Genomic DNA, 16,390 nt, shown 5'->3' with positions numbered 1-16,390 from the left:
TCAGTAACCGAGCGGAGGAAGGGGTTCATCCTTCGGCTCGGCAAGTCGCATCTCGTCGGTGTTGTCCGTTCCGAGCTCCTGGTAGCCGCGATAGGTGAGCACCAGCAGGAAGGCGAAGAAGGAGAACGAGATGACGATGGCGGTCAGAATCAATGCCTGCGGCAGCGGGTTGGCGGCACCTTCCGGCAAAACATCCGCCGCCAGCGGAATGATCGGCGGAACCTCGCGCGTCAGGCGGCCGGCCGTAAACAGCAAAAGGTTCACCGCATTGCCGAGAATGGCAAAGCCGAGCAGGATGCGCACGGTGTGCTTGGACAGCATCAGATAGATCGCCGAGGCGAAGAAGATGCCGATGAGGACGGAGAACAGGGTTTCCATCAGTCGAACTCCCTTTCCTCGAGCGCCAGCGCAATGGAGGCGATCGACCCGAGGACGACGAAATAGACGCCGATATCGAAGGAGATGACGGTGGCCAGCGGCAGTTCGACGCCGAAGATGCGCGGATAGATCCAGAGCCCGGTCATGAAGGGGACGCCGACAAAGACCGAGACGAAGCCGGAGAGCGTCGCGACGAGCAGCCCGAAGCCTGCGATCGCCATGGGATGAAAGCGGATGGCGCGGCGCACGGCGGAGACGCCGTAGGCGATGCCGTAGATGGCGAGCGCGGAGGCCGCGATCAGCCCGCCGATGAAGCCGCCGCCCGGCTCATTGTGGCCGCGCAGCAGCACGAAGACGGAAAAGACCAGCATCAGGGCGGTGATCGGCGGCGCGACCGTGCGCAGGATCAGCGTGTTCATGGGCGATCTCCATCGGCAGGCGCCTCGACCCTTGTTTGCGGCAGCGGGTTGCGCGGGCGCACGCGAATGAGCGCCAGCACCGCCAGGCCGGTGATCATCACCACGCCGATCTCGCCCAGCGTATCCGTGCCGCGGAAGTCGACGATGATGACGTTCACGACATTGGCGCCATGGGCGATGACCTTGGAATAGGCGTTGAAGAATTCCGTCAGATGCGCGTTGAACGGCCCCTGCGTCGACTTCATCAGCATCAGCGTGAAGCCGAGGCCGCAGGAAATGGCGATCGTCGCGTCAAACAGCATCTGGCCGAGCGGACGGTGATCGCGCGGCGACAGCCGAAGCCTGGTCATCACCAGCGCCAGGATGACCACCGACAGGGTCTCCACCATGAACTGGGTGAACGACAGGTCGGCCGCGCCAAAGAGCAGGAAGATGACGGCGACGGCAAAGCCCTGGATGCCGAGCGAGACGATGGCGGTCAGCCGGTCGGAGGCGCGCAGCACCGCAAACAGGCCGATCACCGCCAAAAGAATGATCGCCCACTCGTGGAACAGCACGTCGGTCGGCCAGGCCGGCACCTCGGGCAGTTCGCCGTAGACGAAGGGCGGCACCAGGAGCGTCAGCGCCAGGAAGATGAAGGTGGCCGTGACATAGATCTCGAGCCGGCCCGGCTGCACCATCCGCGTGACGGCGACCGAGAGGCGCACCAGACCGGAGATGACGTGGTCGAAGCCGCGGTCGGGGCCGTTGCCGATGGCCGCCAGCAGGCGCACCATCATGGCGCGCGCCCGGTCGATCTGCAGATAGACGGCGACGCCGAAGGCGACGGTCACCACGGACAGAAGCAACGGCACGCCGAGATGCGGAATGGTGGTGATATCGACCGGCCGCAGCTCGCCGGCGACGGCGCTTGCCATGGGTGTCGAGACGAAGCGGTGGGCGATCCCGGAGAAGATGCCGCCGAGAAGACCGAGGCCGGCGAGAACGGCGGGACCGAGCCACATCAGCAGCGGCCCCTCATGGGCGTGTTTCGGCGTCTCCACATGCGGGCCGAGGAAGGGCTTCAGCGCGACGGTGAAGCCGACCACCAGCATCAGGCCGTTGCCAACGATGGCGATGAGCGTGAAGAGCATGGCGCGCAGGTCGCCGTGGGCGAGCGCATAGTAGATCTCCTCCTTGGCAAGGAAGCCGAGGAAGAGCGGCAGGCCGCCCATGGAGAGTGCGGCCAGAAGCGCCGCCACGAAGGTGATCGGCATGACGGAACGGAGGCCGCCGAGCTTCGTCACCTCGCGGGTGCCGGCTTCATGGTCGACGAGGCCCGCCACCATGAAGAGCGCGCCCTTGAAGAGCGAATGGGCCACGAGATAGAGCACCGCCGCCTCGATGGCATGCGGCGTGCCGAAGCCGGTCAGCATGACGAGCAGGCCGAGCGAGGCCATGGTCGTATAGGCGAGCATCAGCTTCAGGTCGGTCTGGCGGATGGCCAGAAACGTGCCGGCGATCAGCGTCACGCCACCGAAGAGCGGCAGCAGGATTTCCCAGGCGGGCGTGGCACCCATCACCGGGTTCAGCCGCATCAGCAGGTAGACGCCGGCCTTCACCATGGTGGCGGAATGCAGGTAGGCGGAGACCGGGGTCGGCGCTTCCATGGCGTTGGGAAGCCAGAAATGGAAGGGGAACTGCGCCGACTTGGTGAAGGCGCCGCCGAGCAGCAGGACAAGGGCCGCGAGGTAGAAGGGGCTTTCGCGCAGGCCGTCGCCGACGTGGACGAGCAGCGAGAGCTGCGTGACGCCGGTCATGTTCCAGAGGAAGATCAGGCCGGCAAGCAGCGACAGGCCGCCGAGCCCGGTGACCACCAGCGCCTGCAGGGCCGAGCGGCGGGCCGCCTCGCGCTCGTGATCGAAGCCGATCAGCAGGAAGGAGGTGATCGAGGTGAGCTCCCAGTAGACGAAGAGCATCAGGAAGCTGTCGGAGACGACAAGCCCGAGCATGGCGCCCATGAACAGCAGGATGAAGCAGAGGAAACGCCCGAGCTGCGGGTGGCCCTTCATGTAGCCGCCGGAATAGAGGACGATCAGCGTGCCGATGCCGGTGATCAGCAGCGCGAAGGTGAGCGACAAGCCGTCGAGGAACCAGGAGAAGGACAGGTTGAGGCTCGGCACCCAGGCAAAGCCGCCGGTGACGACGCCGCCATCAGCCACCTCCGGCAGGAACGTCAGGAAATGCAGGAAGGACAGGAGCGGCGCCAGTGCCAGAAGCCAGCTTCCGGCATGACCGAAAGCGCGGATGACCGCCGGCGCAAGGACTGCTGCCAGGAACGGTAGGAAAAGACACAACAACGTCACTGCCGCCTGATCGGCCATATCGTCTCCTGCCTGATTCTGTTCGGATCGCCCCCTCGGACGGATTGCATACATCCCCATATGGGAAAGAAATCAACGCCTCAAGGCTTTTGCGCGCAAACGTTGGCGTGATCGGGGGCTTTTCCAGCGACTCCTCGCCACCTATCTTAGGCGCAACGAAAGGATCCCCCATGTCAGACGCGACGAAACCACGCATTGAGAAGAGCGACGCGGAGTGGCGCGAGCAGTTGACGCCGGACCAGTACCGGATCCTGCGCGAGCACGGTACGGAACGCCCCTTCACCGGCCCCTATTGGGACAGCACCGAAAAGGGCCTCTACCGCTGCGCCGCCTGCGACGAGCCGCTGTTCGTCTCCGACACCAAGTTCGACGCCGGCTGCGGCTGGCCGAGCTATTTCGAGCCGGCCAAGCCCGGCGCCGTGACCGAGCACCGGGATACCGCCTTCGGCATGGTGCGCACGGAAGTGCGCTGCGCCAACTGCGGCGGCCACCTCGGCCACGTCTTCCCCGACGGCCCGCCGCCGACCGGCCTGCGCTACTGCATCAACGGCCATTCGATGGTGTTCGAGCCGATCGAATAGGCGACGAGGGCCGGTAACCCGGACTGCCTGCCGAAGACATCGAGGGGCAGCTGACGGCCACGGCGGTCTGCCTCGGCGAGCCAGGGCACGACGCGATCTTCAGTGTCGGCCTGCTCGCGGCAATCCGCCTGTGCCGGCAGCGTCTGACCGGCGGTTGACGCGCTATCCCAGGTCAGCCCGGTATCGGATGGGTCGAGTTCCCATGCTTCGCCGGAACGCTTCCTCGAATTGCGGCACGCTGCGGAAGCCGCATTTCGTTGCGATGTCTGCGATGGAGAGGGTCGACGAACGCAGCAGATCCATGGACCGCCTGATCCTGCGTTCCAGGAGGAACTGATAGGGGGACCGGGAGGTCGTCGTCTTGAAGATCCTCGAAAAATGGAACCGGCTCAGATCCAGGACTTTTGCGAGATCCTCGACGGAGAGATCGTCTTCCAGATGCGCCTCGACGAACTCCAGGAGCCGGTCCATCTGAGCTTCACTCAGGCGCTGGGCCGAGACCGAAGGGCGTATCTGCAGCAGTTCGCCCACCGCCACCAGGCACAGGGATTCCAGGTGGGCGGCACCCACACCGGTCGAAACGGCATTGGCCAGCTTTTCGAGTGTCGTGCGAAGCGACGGGTCGAAGGCATACAGGAAAGGTGGCGGGCTGCTGGCCGTGAAGCCGGTGCGGAATTCCTCGACCAGCGTCGTTGCATCGAAGTAGAGCGCCGTGAAACTGTTCCTGCGGTTCTTCGGCACGGACCAGCCGGCGACCTGACATCCGGCCGGAACGAAGGTCAGCCGGTCGGCGAGGGAGTGGCAGTGAGAGCGGGCGCCGTTTGCGAGCTCGGCCTCGCCGTCCTGCAATTCAATGTCGTGAAGGGCGAGGTAATGACTGGTGCCGACGACCTTGTACTCGAACCGTTCGTCCGGGAGCCGCACATGCTCGACGCTCAGCCCCGAAAGCTGCCGCATCGGACGATCCGGCGACCGAACCCTGGCCGTTTTGAAGTCGAGTTCTTGATCTGGATTGATATATCGCGCGGGTGACATTCCGAGTTCTTGCTTCAATATCAGGATTCATGCTGCTACTGTCGTATCACCGGCATCATCATGGGACAATGAAATGGACGACAATGCTATGCTTTCAGCATCGCCGCGATCCTACCCACATGCACAGCCGGATGCGATCTCGAAAATGCAGGTTGCAGCCCATTTCCTGCTCGATCTCAGCGACCGCCTGCGGGAAATCGCCGCTCCGCGCGGGGTCATGACGGCCGCGGCCGAGCTGTTGGGCCGGCACCTCGGGGCGATGCGCGTCGGCTATTCGGAGATGGAGGAAGACGGCGTCCACCTTCATATCGAGGGGGACTGGCGGGCGGAGGGAGTGGCTTCCGTCGCGGGGCGTCACAATCTCGAAAGCTACGGCCCGGACATCGCTGCCGCCTACCGATCGGGTGAGCTCGTCGCCATCGAAGATTTCGACACTGACGTCCGCACCGCAGGCAAACCTGCGGCCGGTGCTCATCACGCACTCGGTGTCCGCGCGCAGCTTGCGGTGCCACTGGTCAAGGCGGGACGGTTGATTGCGCTCCTGTTCCTGCATTCGGCCGAGCCGCGTCGCTGGAGCGAGGAGGACATCGCGCTCGTACGGGAGGTGGCCGAGCGCACCTGGGCGGCCGTCGAGCGGGCGCGTGCCGAGGAGGCGCTCCGCGTCAGCGAGGCGAGGTTCCGTACGGCCCTGGAGATCGGGACGGTCGGTGCAATCTATTTCGACATGGACGGGCTGCTGACGGATGCCAATGACGCGTTTCTGCGCATGGGCGGCTACAGCCGGGAGGACCTGGAGACCGGACGCCTCACCTGGCAGCGCCTCACCCCTGCCGAGTGGATGCAGGATTCCGAGCGTGCCTTCGCTGAACTGAAGGCGAAGGGCAACACCACGCCCTACGAAAAGGAGTATATCCGCAAGGATGGCTCCCGATGGTGGGCGCTGTTCGCTGCCAAGCTGCTGCCGGATGGAACGGGCTTCGAGTTCGTGCTCGACATCACCGACCGAAAGCGCACCGAGGAGCGTCTGCGCGAGACGACGCGGCGGCTCAATGCGGTGCTGGACAATGCCTCCGTCGCCGTGTTCGTCATGGATGAGCAGCAGCACTGCATCTACATGAATCCGGCCGCCGAGGTGCTGACCGGCTATACGCTTGCGGAAACGCAGGGACGCCCGCTGCACGATGTCGTGCACCACACCTATCCCGACGGTCGCCCCTTTCCGATCCATGAATGCGCCATCGACCGCGCTTTTCCCCAGAACAACAAGGAACAGGGGGAAGAGGTGTTCGTCCACAAGGACGGCAGCTTCTACCCGATCGCCTTCACGGCGAGTCCCATCCGGGACGAGGACGCCAAGACCATCGGGACCATCATCGAGGTGCGCGACATCTCCAGCGAGAAGGCAGCGAAGGAGCGTCAGGCGCTGCTGATAAGCGAGCTGCATCACCGCGTGAAGAACACCCTGGCCACGGTTCAGTCCGTCATGAACTTCACCATTCGCACGTCGGACAACATGGAGGCTTTCGAGCGGGGAATGACCGGCCGGCTGTCCTCGCTGGCCCGCAGCCATACGCTCCTGACCGACAATGAATGGACCGGAGCCGATCTCCAGAAGATCATCCTCGCGGAACTGGAACCCTATGATGACGGCACGCGGCTGACGCTCGACGGCGGGGTCTTCCATCTTCCCGTCGACGCCGCCGTCCCGCTTGCCATGGCCGTGCACGAATTGACCACGAACGCCGTAAAATATGATGCGCTTTCGGTCCCGGACGGGCAACTTACCGTCGGCTGGACGACCGAGCGGACGGAGGGCGGCACCATGCTCCATCTGGAATGGACCGAAAGCAATGGTCCTCCCGTCACGCCTCCGACCCGCCGCGGCTTCGGCACGACCTTGCTTGATCGCGTGCTGACCGGACAACTCGGCGGCACCGTGAATGTGAGCTATCCGCCGGAGGGGGCACGCGTGCGCATCCAGGCGGTGGTCTCGCCGGCCTGACATGGAGGGCAGGCCAGAACTACTGGTTCGACTGCAACTGCTTCGAGTTGCCGCGGTTTGAATCGCAGCGGCACCGTGGCGCCGTTCCATTGGATCGTAGCGGACGAAGCCGTTCTGGATCTCGGCCGCCAGCGTATCCAGCACCGGTTGCGGACCTTGCCGCGGCGCACGACAGAGGCGAGGCCGGCCCCTCTTGTGCGGCCGCCATGGAACCGCATCCCTCCCCGCGCCTTCTCTGACCGTGCCGCAGGCAGATGAGGGACATGTGCATGAGAGAAATCGGTCGGGTTGCGGAAGTCTGGCGATATCCGGTGAGTTCAGTCGGCGGCGAGGCGCTTGCCGAGATCGCGGTCTCGCCGCAGGGCGTCGCCGGTGACCGGCGGTTCGGGCTCTTCGACCGCGCGACCGGCCTTGCGGCGGCACCGGAGAAGGAGCCGCGCTGGCGGCCGGCGCTCTTTCTGGACGGCGCCGGTGGCGACGCGGCCATGCCGCAGATCCGCTTTCCCGACGGCGCGGCCCTCTGGCTCGACGATTCCGCGCTTGAGGAACGGCTGACGGCGCATTTCGGCTTCTATGCCGGCGTCGGCGTCTATGACGGCGTTCTGGAGGGTGGCGACCTGCGCTTTCCGGTCATTTCCAACCGCTACACCACGGCCCCCCTGCACCTGGTGACGGCGGCCTCGCTTGACCATCTCGCCGGTATCGGCGCCGCCGGCGCCCTCGACCGCCGGCGATTCCGGCCCTCGGTGCTGATCGAGACCGTCGATGGCGAGGGTTTTGTCGAGAACGACTGGATCGGCCGGACGCTGCGCATCGGCGAGGCAGAGATTGCCGTGACCGAGCCGACGCGCCGCTGCGGCATGACGCTGCTTGCCCAGCCCGGCGTGGCCGAGGATCCGAACGTGCTGCGCACCATCATGCGCCACAACGGCCGCAACTTCGGCGCCTATGGCACGCCTTCGGCCGAGAGCCGGATCGCCGTCGGCGACCCGGTCTATGCGGAGAGCTGAAACAGCGGCACGCGGCCTTCGGTATCGACGTCGGACAGGATCGCCGCCGAGACCGTCTCGCCGATCTCGCAGGCGCTGGTAATGCCCTGCACGAAGGGCTGCTTGTGCAGGAGGAAGGAGATCGCCGCGCAATAGAGGCGGTCGCAGAGCGGCGCCGAGAGCTTCGGCCGGTAGAGATCGTCGATGTCGATGCCGCCGGTGCGCACCATTTCCACCGAACCGTCTTCCGCCATCAACGCCCCGGCCTTGGGCGTCGCCGACCGGCGCACGCCGCCCTGCGCCACCAGCGTCGGGAACGGCAGGTCGGTCGCCGACAGCGTCTCCTGGCCGGTCGCGTCGATGAAGGCATCGAAAACATGCCTTTCACCGCCGACGGTGACCGCAACCCCGCGTGCGACCCCTTTCTCGCTGATCTCATAGCCTTCGCCGAGCTTCAGGATGTCGAGCTTGCCGGCGCAGCGCAGCGCCAAAAGCCGGCGGATCGACATCAGCGGCACGGTGGCATAGTCGTCGATGAAGATGCCCTTGAAATAGCGGTGGAAGCGCTTCAGGTCCGTCTCGTCCAGATGGTTGACGACGCGGGCAACCACCTCATGGGTGATGAGGATGGCATAGCGCCAGGGCACCGTATAGCGCCGCTCGCGGTTGTACTGCGTTTCGGCAAGGTTCGTTGCCGCCCAGACGAAGGGATCGCTCTGCGTGCGCTCGGCGTAATAGGCCGGCGCGAAGCTTTCGACATTCAGCTGCGAGAGGCCGATGCGGTCCGCATACTCGGGATCGGCGGCGAGGATCTCCTGACGGAAGAGCTCGAAGACGTCGTTCAGAAGATCGTGGCGGCCGGTGGCAATCAGCGCGTCGACCGCTTCCACGGTGCAGACCTTCGGCGTCTCATAGGGCAGCGGACAGTAGAAATCGGCTTCCGGCAGCAGACCCTTGCGCGACATCATCGTGACGTGGAAACCTTCGGTATCCGGCGCCGGCTGGTACTGGAGGTCGCCGGCGGCATCGAAGCAGAAGGCGCCGCGGGCCGTCGCCACCGTCATCAGCGCGTCGATGGCGCTGAGCGAGGTGCCGAGGATGCCGACCGGCACCGTCCCGATGGCGCCGAGCGCGGTCGCCGGCCAGGGCGACACGAAATAGCCGGGGCGGATTTCGGTGCTCTCCGGCCAGTTGTGGCCGGTCGCCATGACGACGTGTTCGTAGACGGCATCGAGATGCGACCCGTCGGCGCGCTCCACCTTGAGGCGGATGTCGTCTGCCTGAAGCGCGATGTCGGTGACCCTATGGCGCTCCAGCACCTCGATCGCATGGCCGTTCCGCGCGCCGATCGCGACGAGCGCCAGGAACTGGTCGCGCATATATTCGCCGAGCACGACGCGGGGATAGAATTCCCGCCCGTCGATGGCTTCCCGGGCGATGGCGAGGCGGGCAAGATCCAGATCGCTCTGCCGCTCGAGCCACTGCACGAGGGTTTCCGTCAGCGCCGGGAACTCGATGCTCGGGATGTTGGAGAGCATGGCGGGATCATTGATGTCGGGGTGATAGGGCGTGCCCTTGCCGGGCTCCCCCTCCGCCTCGAAAATGGTGATGGACAGGGGTGTTGTGGATGCGACGAGACCCTTCAGGGTATACAAACCCGTCGGGCCGCAGCCGATCACCGCAATTCTGGGAAGCATTGCAATCTCTACCTGGCCACGAGGGGATCGCGCCTTCTGGAAGCGCACAATGTACAAAGGGGCCGGTTGTTCCACAACGGTGTGCGGTGAGGCGCCAGCATGTTGATGGTACCGACGGTTTTGGGCGGGAGGGGTGGTTTGCAACAGGAGGGGACGTTGGGTTCAGGTGACGCACTGTCCGATTAGGGGCCGCACGCGGACTGTCCGATTTTCGTGGTCGGGGATGAAATGGCTGCCATAGAGCGTGGCCGACCACCATGACCGCTTCCGACCGCATCACTGACATGGCACTCTGATCTCACAGACCAGGAAGCAGCCGTAGCCGGCGGTTTAAGGTCAGGTCCGTTGTCTTTGCTCCCTCCTTATGCGATAGCCTTGGCAGCAGTGGAGATCAATGCAATGGAGCCAGGCATGAGGCTTGCCGACAGGCCGCTGACCGATGGAGATCGGCCCTTCGAGGAAATCGATATTCCGCTGGAGCGGGACCTGTTCCTGCGCTCGCTGCTACGCGAACTGGCGGGAACGCTCGAGGATGTTGTCGGTATCGACGAGGCCGCTGGTTACATCAGCATCGTGGGCGGCGCCATCGGCGACCAGATTAACCAGACCTATCGCCAGTCTCTGGGCGTGAAGAACCTAACGAGAGACCAAGTCGCTGCCGTGCTCGTCGATCTAAAGCGCCGCATCCAAGGTGAATTTTACATCATCGAGGAACGCGAGGACAGCATCGTGTTGGGCAATAACGCCTGTCCGTTTGGCAGGTTGGTGGAGGGTCGGCCTTCGCTGTGCATGATGACCTCCAACGTATTCGGCTCGATAACTGCCGAAAATCTCGGCTATGCCCGCGTCGAGATTCAGGAAGCGATCGCTCTCGGTCATCCGGACTGCCGCGTCGTTGTGCATCTGAAGCCCACGGACGCACCCGATCCGCATGCGCGGGAATATTTCAAGAAAGCTGAGTAATGGGGCAAGATCTGGCGGACGCGGTGCTCGACGCATTGGATGAGCCGGTATTCCTGGTCGATCCCAATGGAGGAATTGCATTCTCCAATCGAGCTGCGGGAAACCTCCTCGGCTCCGCTCGTCGAGGTGGAACCCTTCTGGATCTTGTCGAGCAGCCTCACGAAGCGCTGATCCACTTCCTGCGGCGCTGCTCCGGAACCACGCAAACCCTTCCCGGTGCTGCGACGCTTCGTGATGTCAGCGGGGAATTAACCAGATTTCGCCTGCGCGGTGCCAGAACCCGTGCGAAAGGCGCTCCCTACATCTTCGTCCGCTGCCTCCATTCGCAGCGGGACCAGTTTCCCGTCTTGGCCGCGAAAATCCGGGAGCTCAACGCCGAAATCCATCAACGGCGCCGAATTCAGGCTACGCTGGAAGAATCTCTGCGCAACAACGAGGTTCTGCTTCGCGAACTGCATCATCGGGTGAAGAACAACCTGCAGATGCTCATCGGCCTCATGGCCGCAGCGCAGCGGGAAACGAGCAGCGACGAGGCGCGCTCCATCCTGGAGGAGGTCGTTCAGCGCATCACGGCGATCGGCTCGTTCCAGCGCTTGATGCACGAGTCACAGGAGATTAGGACTATATCTTCTGCACCTTTCGTCCAGGCAATCTGCGATGCAACCGCCACAACCATAGGCGACAGGCTGCGCATAGAGGTGCGTGCCGACGATGGTGAGTTGTCCCACGAGGTCGGCATGCCTTTGGCGCTCATCCTGAACGAGCTTCTGACGAACGCTGCGAAACATGCCGGAGGCAGGATCGGCGGCAGCGTGAGGGTGGGTCTTTTCAGTGACGACCAGGGCTGGGAACTCGTGGTTCACGACAACGGTCCTGGCCTGCCTCCAGATCCTAGGAATCGTCGCTCCTCTGGCTTGGGTCTTGTAAAAGGCCTATGTCGACAGTTGGGAGCCTCACTGAAGCTGGAGAATGCCAATGGCGCGCGCTTCGTCATTCGGTTTGGTAGGCAGGAACAGACATGATTCACTCAGAAGTCCTCGCCACCACTCCCGTCGACCCCAGGCCGGTGCGGGCGCTCGCACAAACCGATGACAAAGGCTCTTCCGACACGGCGGGATCTGGAAAGCTCACCGTTATGGTCGTTGAGGATGAGTGGATTGTCTCCATGGAGATCGAAGCGGCTCTTGAAGAGGGCGGCTACGACTGTGTCGGCGTTGCTTCCACCGCACGCGAAGCCCTGGCCCTGGCCGGTTCTGCCCGCCCTGACCTGGTCTTGATGGATATCCGACTGAAGGGCAACGACGACGGGGTCGAGGTTGCCAAGGAACTGCGCAACCGCTTTGGCCTGCGTTGCTTGTTCATCTCCGCCCATGCCGATGGGGCCACGAAGGAAAGAGCTGCTGGCGCCGACCCGCTTGGCTGGCTGCCGAAGCCATTCTCCGCCCCCCAACTGCTTCAGATGCTTGCTGCTGTGAACTCCGAGCTCGGGCAAAAATAAGCGGCGGGTCAGGTTCGGTCAGCCTACTGTCTGGAGCCACCCTCTGCCACATCCTGTCTGAACAGGCGAACGACAGCTTCCAGGAAATTCAACAGCAGCCCAAATGACCGACATGGGGGCGCGAAGGTGACTTGAGGCGTCCGGGTCGCAATGTCCGCTTCGGACTGGCCGTCATGCCCCAGAAGCGCTAGATCCTTCCCCTCCCTTCCCTCATTTTCCCCGGCGCATGATCAAGAGCTACATCGACTTCTCCCGCCGCAATTGGTCGCTGCTCATCTTCGGCGGCCTGCTGATGGCCCTGTCGAGCTTCGGGCAGACCTATTTCGTGGCCATGTCCGGCGCCCATTTTCGCGGCGCCTTCGGGCTCAGCGACGGCGAGCTGGGGGCGGCCTATGCGGCCGGCACCTTCGTCAGCGCGCTGACGCTGACCTGGGCCGGCCGGCTGATCGACTATACCACCGTGCGGCGGTTCACCTGGACGGTGGCGCTGCTGCTGGCCTTTGCCTGCGTGCTCGTCGCCATCAGCCCGGGTGCCGTCTTCCTTGCCGTCGCCTTCTACTTCCTGCGGCTCGGCGGCCAGGGGCTGATGACCCACACGGCGCTGACGGCGACCGCCCGCGCCTTTCCGAGCGATGCCGGCAAGGCGCTGGGGCTGATCGCGCTCGGCCTGTCCTTGGCGCAAGGCGTGCTGCCCTTTGCCACCGTCTTCGTCATGGACGCCTGGGGATGGCGAACGGGGTGGCTGATCAATGCGGCGGTGGTGCTGATCGGGGTGACGTTTGCGCTGCGCTTCCTGCCGGTGGCCGGCGACGAGCCGCTGCGCAGCCGGCGCGAGACGAAGGCGGATGCGGGGCCGCCTGCGACGCCGCTCTGGCGCGACATGCGCCTGCTCCTGACGCTTCCCGCCGTTCTCGCCACGCCCTTCATCGTCACCGGCTTCTTCTTCCACCAGGCGCGGCTTGCCGAGCAGAAGGGCTGGGACATCGCCACCGTCGCCGGCAGCCTTGGGGCATTTGCCATCGTGCAGGCGATGTCGCTGGTGCTGATCGGTCCGGTGATCGACCGCTTCGGCCCGAAGCGGCTCTTGCCCTTCTTCCTGCTGCCGCAGGCGGGCGCCATGCTGCTGCTCGGCTATGTCTCGACGCCGCTGATAGCGCCCGTCTACATGCTGCTGATGGCCGTCTCGGCGGCCTTCGGATCGACGCTGGCGACGGCGCTCTGGGTGGACCTCTTCGGGGCGCGGGAACTGGCGCGGGTCCGCTCCGCCGTCGAGGCCGGCGCGGTGCTGGCGAGCGGCGCCTCCCCCATCGCCATGGGCCTCCTCATCGACGCCGGCGTTCCCTTGAGCCTCCAGGCGCTCGGCTGCTGCGCCTTCAGCCTGGCCGCCTCGGCGCTCACCCTGCCGGTCATGCTACGCAAGGGCGGACGGTCGGCGTAAGGGCGGCATAGGTCAGATTCCGCCCCCTGATCGAGGGGGCTTACGACGGGAGCGGCCGTCGTATCTAGTGCAGGTCGATCCTGCGCTCGAGGAGATTCGGATGTCCGTTTCAGATGCCGTCTATCGTCCCTTCGAGACGCTGATCCGGCCGCTCGACATTCCCTATTCGCCGCTGCCGACGAGCGGGCCGTTTGCGGTGCTCCTGCATTTCGTGCGGATCTTCCGGTGGGTGCTGCTGACGGTGGCGCTCTCCAGCGTCATCGTCGAGATCGTCAACCTCTTCCTGCTCTGGGGCATCTCGGTGATCGTCGACGGCATCGCCGCCGAGGGGGCGCGCGCCTTCCTGCAGCAGGACTGGCCCTTCCTTGCGCTGCTCGTGGCGCTTGCCTTCCCCATCACCCCGCTCCTGATCTTCGTCAACAACACGCTGGCCTCGCAGTCGCTCGTCGTCTGCATGCCGGCGGCGATCCAGTGGCAGGGGCACAAGGCGGTCGAGCGTCAGGACCTTGCCTTCTTCCATGACCTGTTTGCCGGCCAGGTGGCGTCGCGGCTGTCGCAGGTAGCCTCTGCGGTGCAGCAGCAGGTGGTCGTCGCCTTCCAGACGGTGCCCTTTTTCGCCGTCCAGTTCGTCGGCTCGCTGGTGCTGCTGGGGGCGCTTGCCTGGCCGCTGGCGGTGCCCGTCCTGCTGTGGATCGTGGCGAACGCCTTCGTTGCTGTACGGGCGGTGCCGCAGTTTTCCGAACGGGGCCGAAAGTCGGCCAAGCAGCGCAGCCTGGTGGTCGGGGCGATGACCGATCTCTACAGCAACATCCAGACGGTGAAGCTGTTTGCCGCGGAAGACAGCGAAGCCGGATCGCTGCGCGGCATCCTCGGCAAGACCATCGACACGCAGCAATGGGAGCGGCGCATCTACCTGACGACGGACATCGCGGTGATCACGCTCAACGTGCTGCTCTGGCTCGGCGTCTTCTGGATCGGCTTCTGGGGGCTGATCGACGGCTTCGTCACCACCGGCCAGTTCGTCACCTCGCTCTACATCGCCCAGCGGCTGCAGACCAATGCCCGCGGCTTCCTGCAGATCTGCCACCAGATCTTCCAGGCGGTCGGCACCATCAAGGACGCCATGCCGGTGATGACGACGCCGCCGACGGTGACCGACCGGGCGGATGCAAAACCGCTGGCGGTGACGGCCGGTGCCGTGCAGTTCGACAAGCTGCACTTTGCCTACCGCAAGGACCGGGGCGTGATCGATGACCTCTCGCTGGAGATCCGCCCGGGCGAGAAGGTTGGGCTCGTCGGCATTTCCGGCGCCGGCAAGTCGACCCTCGTCAGCCTGCTCTTGCGATTCTACGACCTCGACGGCGGCGCCATCCGGATCGACGGACAGGATATCCGTGACGTGACGCAGGCGAGCCTGCGCGAGCAGATCGGCGTCATCACCCAGGACGTGGCGCTGCTGCACCGCTCGGTGGGCGACAACATCCGCTATGGCCGTCCGGACGCCTCTCGCGAAGAGATCGAACGGGCCGCGGCGCTGGCGCAGGCGGATGGTTTCATCGCGGACCTCAAGGACAACGAAGGCCGCAGCGGCTACGACGCCTTCGTGGGCGACCGCGGCATCAAGCTGTCCGGCGGCCAGCGGCAAAGGGTGGCGATTGCAAGGGCGCTGCTCAAGGACGCCCCGATCCTGGTGCTCGACGAGGCGACCTCCGCGCTCGACAGCGAATCGGAGGCCGCCGTGCAGCAGAACCTCTCGCGGCTGATGGCCGGCAAGACCGTCATCGCCATCGCCCACCGGCTGTCGACGATCGCGGAGATGGACCGGATCGTGGTCATCGAGAAAGGCCGGATCCTGGAAGAGGGCAAACCGGAGGAACTGCTGGCACGGGACGGCCTCTACGCTAGGCTCTGGAAACGCCAGACCGGCGGCTATATCGCCGACGCGATCGAGGAGGCGTGATCCCGGGCCTTGGAAACCGCCTCCGAGCTGACCCGCCTCCTATGCTGCACCCCTGGAACTTCGCCTGTCGCGCCCGGTTCGGATCGTCCGACACGACGCCGCGGTGGCGGTCGGGTGCGATGGGGAGACGGATCATGCGGGCTGCGCCTCAATCAGCCGGCGTCACCGACGGGTTTTCGACCTCGCTGCGGTGGGCGGGCTATGCACTCGGGTTTGCGCTCGGCGGCTTCTTCGACGGCATCCTGCTGCACCAGGTGCTGCAGTGGCATCATCTCCTGAGCGGCATCGACGCGGCGCGGCAGGACATCCGCTTCCTGATCCTGACCGACGGGCTCTTCCACGTGCTGATGTATGCGATCGCCGCCGCGGGGCTCTGGCTGCTGTGGCGGGCGCGGGCCGCGTTTGCCGTGGCCGGCGCCGACCGGCTTCTCTTTGCCAACGCGCTGATCGGCTTCGGCGTCTGGCACATTCTCGACAGCCTTCTGTCGCACTGGATCCTCGGCATCCACCGGATTCGGATGGATGTCGACAACCCGCTGTTCTGGGACCTGCTCTGGTTTTTCGTCTTCGGCGTGCTCCCCGCCCTGATCGGGCTTGCCCTGCGCCGGAACCGGCACGGCGGCGGCAGTGGGAGGCGGTCGCCGGTGGCGCTGGTTCTCGCCGTCTGCCTGGCCGGGCCGCTGGCCGCCCTTCCGGCACCGGCCGACGGGCCTGTCATGGTGGTCTTCCGGCCCGGCGTGACGCCGGCGCAGGCGCTGGCGGGTCTGGCGGCGGTCAAGGGGCGGCTTGTCTGGTCGGACGCCTCCGACACGGTCTGGGCCGTGGACGTCTCCGGCGGCGGAGACCCGAGCCGGTTCTACCGGCACGGCGCGCTTCTCGTCGGCAATTCCATCGTGCCGGCCGGATGCTTCAACTGGACGAAAGTCTGAGCCGCAAGCGCCGAAGATTCCGTCCGATCGGCCGCACATCGCTGCGAGGGCGCTTTTCATCCGGGCTCCGGTCTGGCATTGCATCTGGCAAGGTCTCAACCGCCCTGCCGCAGATCGGGCCGACCCGTCAGGAGCCGC

Annotated in this window: 14 protein-coding genes; 9 read left to right on the top strand and 5 right to left on the bottom strand. The window is 65.0% G+C overall.

The annotated features are described in order from the left end of the window. Genes EO99_RS0113620 through EO99_RS0113610 form a run of 3 tightly spaced genes read right to left on the bottom strand, consistent with a single transcriptional unit; the run spans position 1 to position 3,160 of the window. Positions 1-378, bottom strand: a complete 378-nt coding sequence (locus tag EO99_RS0113620; RefSeq protein ID WP_029619190.1) for a Na+/H+ antiporter subunit C — start codon at positions 376-378, stop codon at positions 1-3. Continuing rightward, complete coding sequence (locus tag EO99_RS0113615; protein ID WP_029619189.1) at positions 378-797, bottom strand: Na+/H+ antiporter subunit B; 420 nt, start codon at positions 795-797, stop codon at positions 378-380. Before EO99_RS0113615 ends, EO99_RS0113620 begins: the two co-directional genes overlap by 1 nt. Beyond that, positions 794-3,160: a putative monovalent cation/H+ antiporter subunit A gene (locus EO99_RS0113610; protein ID WP_029619188.1), complete on the bottom strand. Its 2,367-nt coding sequence runs from the start codon at positions 3,158-3,160 to the stop codon at positions 794-796. The genes EO99_RS0113615 and EO99_RS0113610 overlap by 4 nt, the downstream gene beginning before the upstream one ends. A 170-nt stretch (positions 3,161-3,330) precedes the next feature. Here EO99_RS0113610 and msrB point away from each other — a divergent pair, with 170 nt between their 5' ends. After that, the gene (gene msrB / locus EO99_RS0113605) at positions 3,331-3,741 is read left to right on the top strand and encodes a peptide-methionine (R)-S-oxide reductase MsrB (RefSeq protein WP_029619187.1); all 411 of its coding nucleotides are present in this window, start codon (positions 3,331-3,333) and stop codon (positions 3,739-3,741) included. A 162-nt stretch (positions 3,742-3,903) separates the two neighbouring features. Here msrB and EO99_RS0113600 read toward each other — a convergent pair whose 3' ends face one another. After that, entirely contained in the window at positions 3,904-4,698 is a 795-nt protein-coding gene (locus EO99_RS0113600) for a helix-turn-helix domain-containing protein (RefSeq protein ID WP_051679842.1), read from the bottom strand. 151 nt (positions 4,699-4,849) lie between these two features. Here EO99_RS0113600 and EO99_RS26650 point away from each other — a divergent pair, with 151 nt between their 5' ends. Together EO99_RS26650 and EO99_RS0113590 are read left to right on the top strand one after the other, a co-directional pair. After that, positions 4,850-6,778: a PAS domain S-box protein gene (locus EO99_RS26650; protein WP_081852052.1), complete on the top strand. Its 1,929-nt coding sequence runs from the start codon at positions 4,850-4,852 to the stop codon at positions 6,776-6,778. A 269-nt stretch (positions 6,779-7,047) separates the two neighbouring features. Then, the gene (locus EO99_RS0113590) at positions 7,048-7,788 is read left to right on the top strand and encodes an MOSC domain-containing protein (RefSeq protein ID WP_051679841.1); all 741 of its coding nucleotides are present in this window, start codon (positions 7,048-7,050) and stop codon (positions 7,786-7,788) included. Here the strand turns inward: EO99_RS0113590 and EO99_RS0113585 are convergent. Continuing rightward, positions 7,773-9,464, bottom strand: a complete 1,692-nt coding sequence (locus tag EO99_RS0113585) for an FAD/NAD(P)-binding protein (protein WP_029619183.1) — start codon at positions 9,462-9,464, stop codon at positions 7,773-7,775. The genes EO99_RS0113590 and EO99_RS0113585 overlap by 16 nt on opposite strands. Before the next feature lie 411 nt (positions 9,465-9,875). Between EO99_RS0113585 and EO99_RS0113580 the strand changes: the two genes are divergently transcribed. The 6 genes from EO99_RS0113580 to EO99_RS0113555 all read left to right on the top strand — a co-directional run bounded on the left by EO99_RS0113580 (position 9,876) and on the right by EO99_RS0113555 (position 16,252). Continuing rightward, positions 9,876-10,427: a methanogen output domain 1-containing protein gene (locus tag EO99_RS0113580; RefSeq protein WP_029619182.1), complete on the top strand. Its 552-nt coding sequence runs from the start codon at positions 9,876-9,878 to the stop codon at positions 10,425-10,427. Next, complete coding sequence (locus EO99_RS0113575) at positions 10,427-11,449, top strand: sensor histidine kinase (protein ID WP_029619181.1); 1,023 nt, start codon at positions 10,427-10,429, stop codon at positions 11,447-11,449. The genes EO99_RS0113580 and EO99_RS0113575 overlap by 1 nt, the downstream gene beginning before the upstream one ends. Then, positions 11,446-11,925 carry a response regulator gene (locus tag EO99_RS0113570; RefSeq protein WP_081852050.1) on the top strand — a complete coding sequence of 160 codons (480 nt, stop codon included), beginning with the start codon at positions 11,446-11,448 and terminating at the stop codon, positions 11,923-11,925. Before EO99_RS0113575 ends, EO99_RS0113570 begins: the two co-directional genes overlap by 4 nt. Positions 11,926-12,151: 226 nt before the next feature. Beyond that, positions 12,152-13,363, top strand: coding sequence for an MFS transporter (locus tag EO99_RS0113565; protein ID WP_029619179.1), 1,212 nt, complete (start codon positions 12,152-12,154; stop codon positions 13,361-13,363). A gap of 100 nt (positions 13,364-13,463) precedes the next feature. Then, the gene (locus tag EO99_RS0113560) at positions 13,464-15,323 is read left to right on the top strand and encodes an ABC transporter ATP-binding protein (protein WP_029619178.1); all 1,860 of its coding nucleotides are present in this window, start codon (positions 13,464-13,466) and stop codon (positions 15,321-15,323) included. A 134-nt stretch (positions 15,324-15,457) separates the two neighbouring features. Then, on the top strand, positions 15,458-16,252 hold the full coding sequence (locus EO99_RS0113555; protein ID WP_037111887.1) for a DUF2243 domain-containing protein: 795 nt from the start codon (positions 15,458-15,460) through the stop codon (positions 16,250-16,252). Positions 16,253-16,390 lie beyond the last annotated feature (138 nt).

It is taken from the genome of Pseudorhizobium marinum, assembly GCF_000705355.1.
GTDB classification, from domain to species: domain Bacteria; phylum Pseudomonadota; class Alphaproteobacteria; order Rhizobiales; family Rhizobiaceae; genus Neorhizobium; species Neorhizobium pelagicum.
The sequence above is the reverse complement of the archived record's forward strand: the minus strand, read 5'-3'. Positions and strand labels throughout refer to the sequence as shown.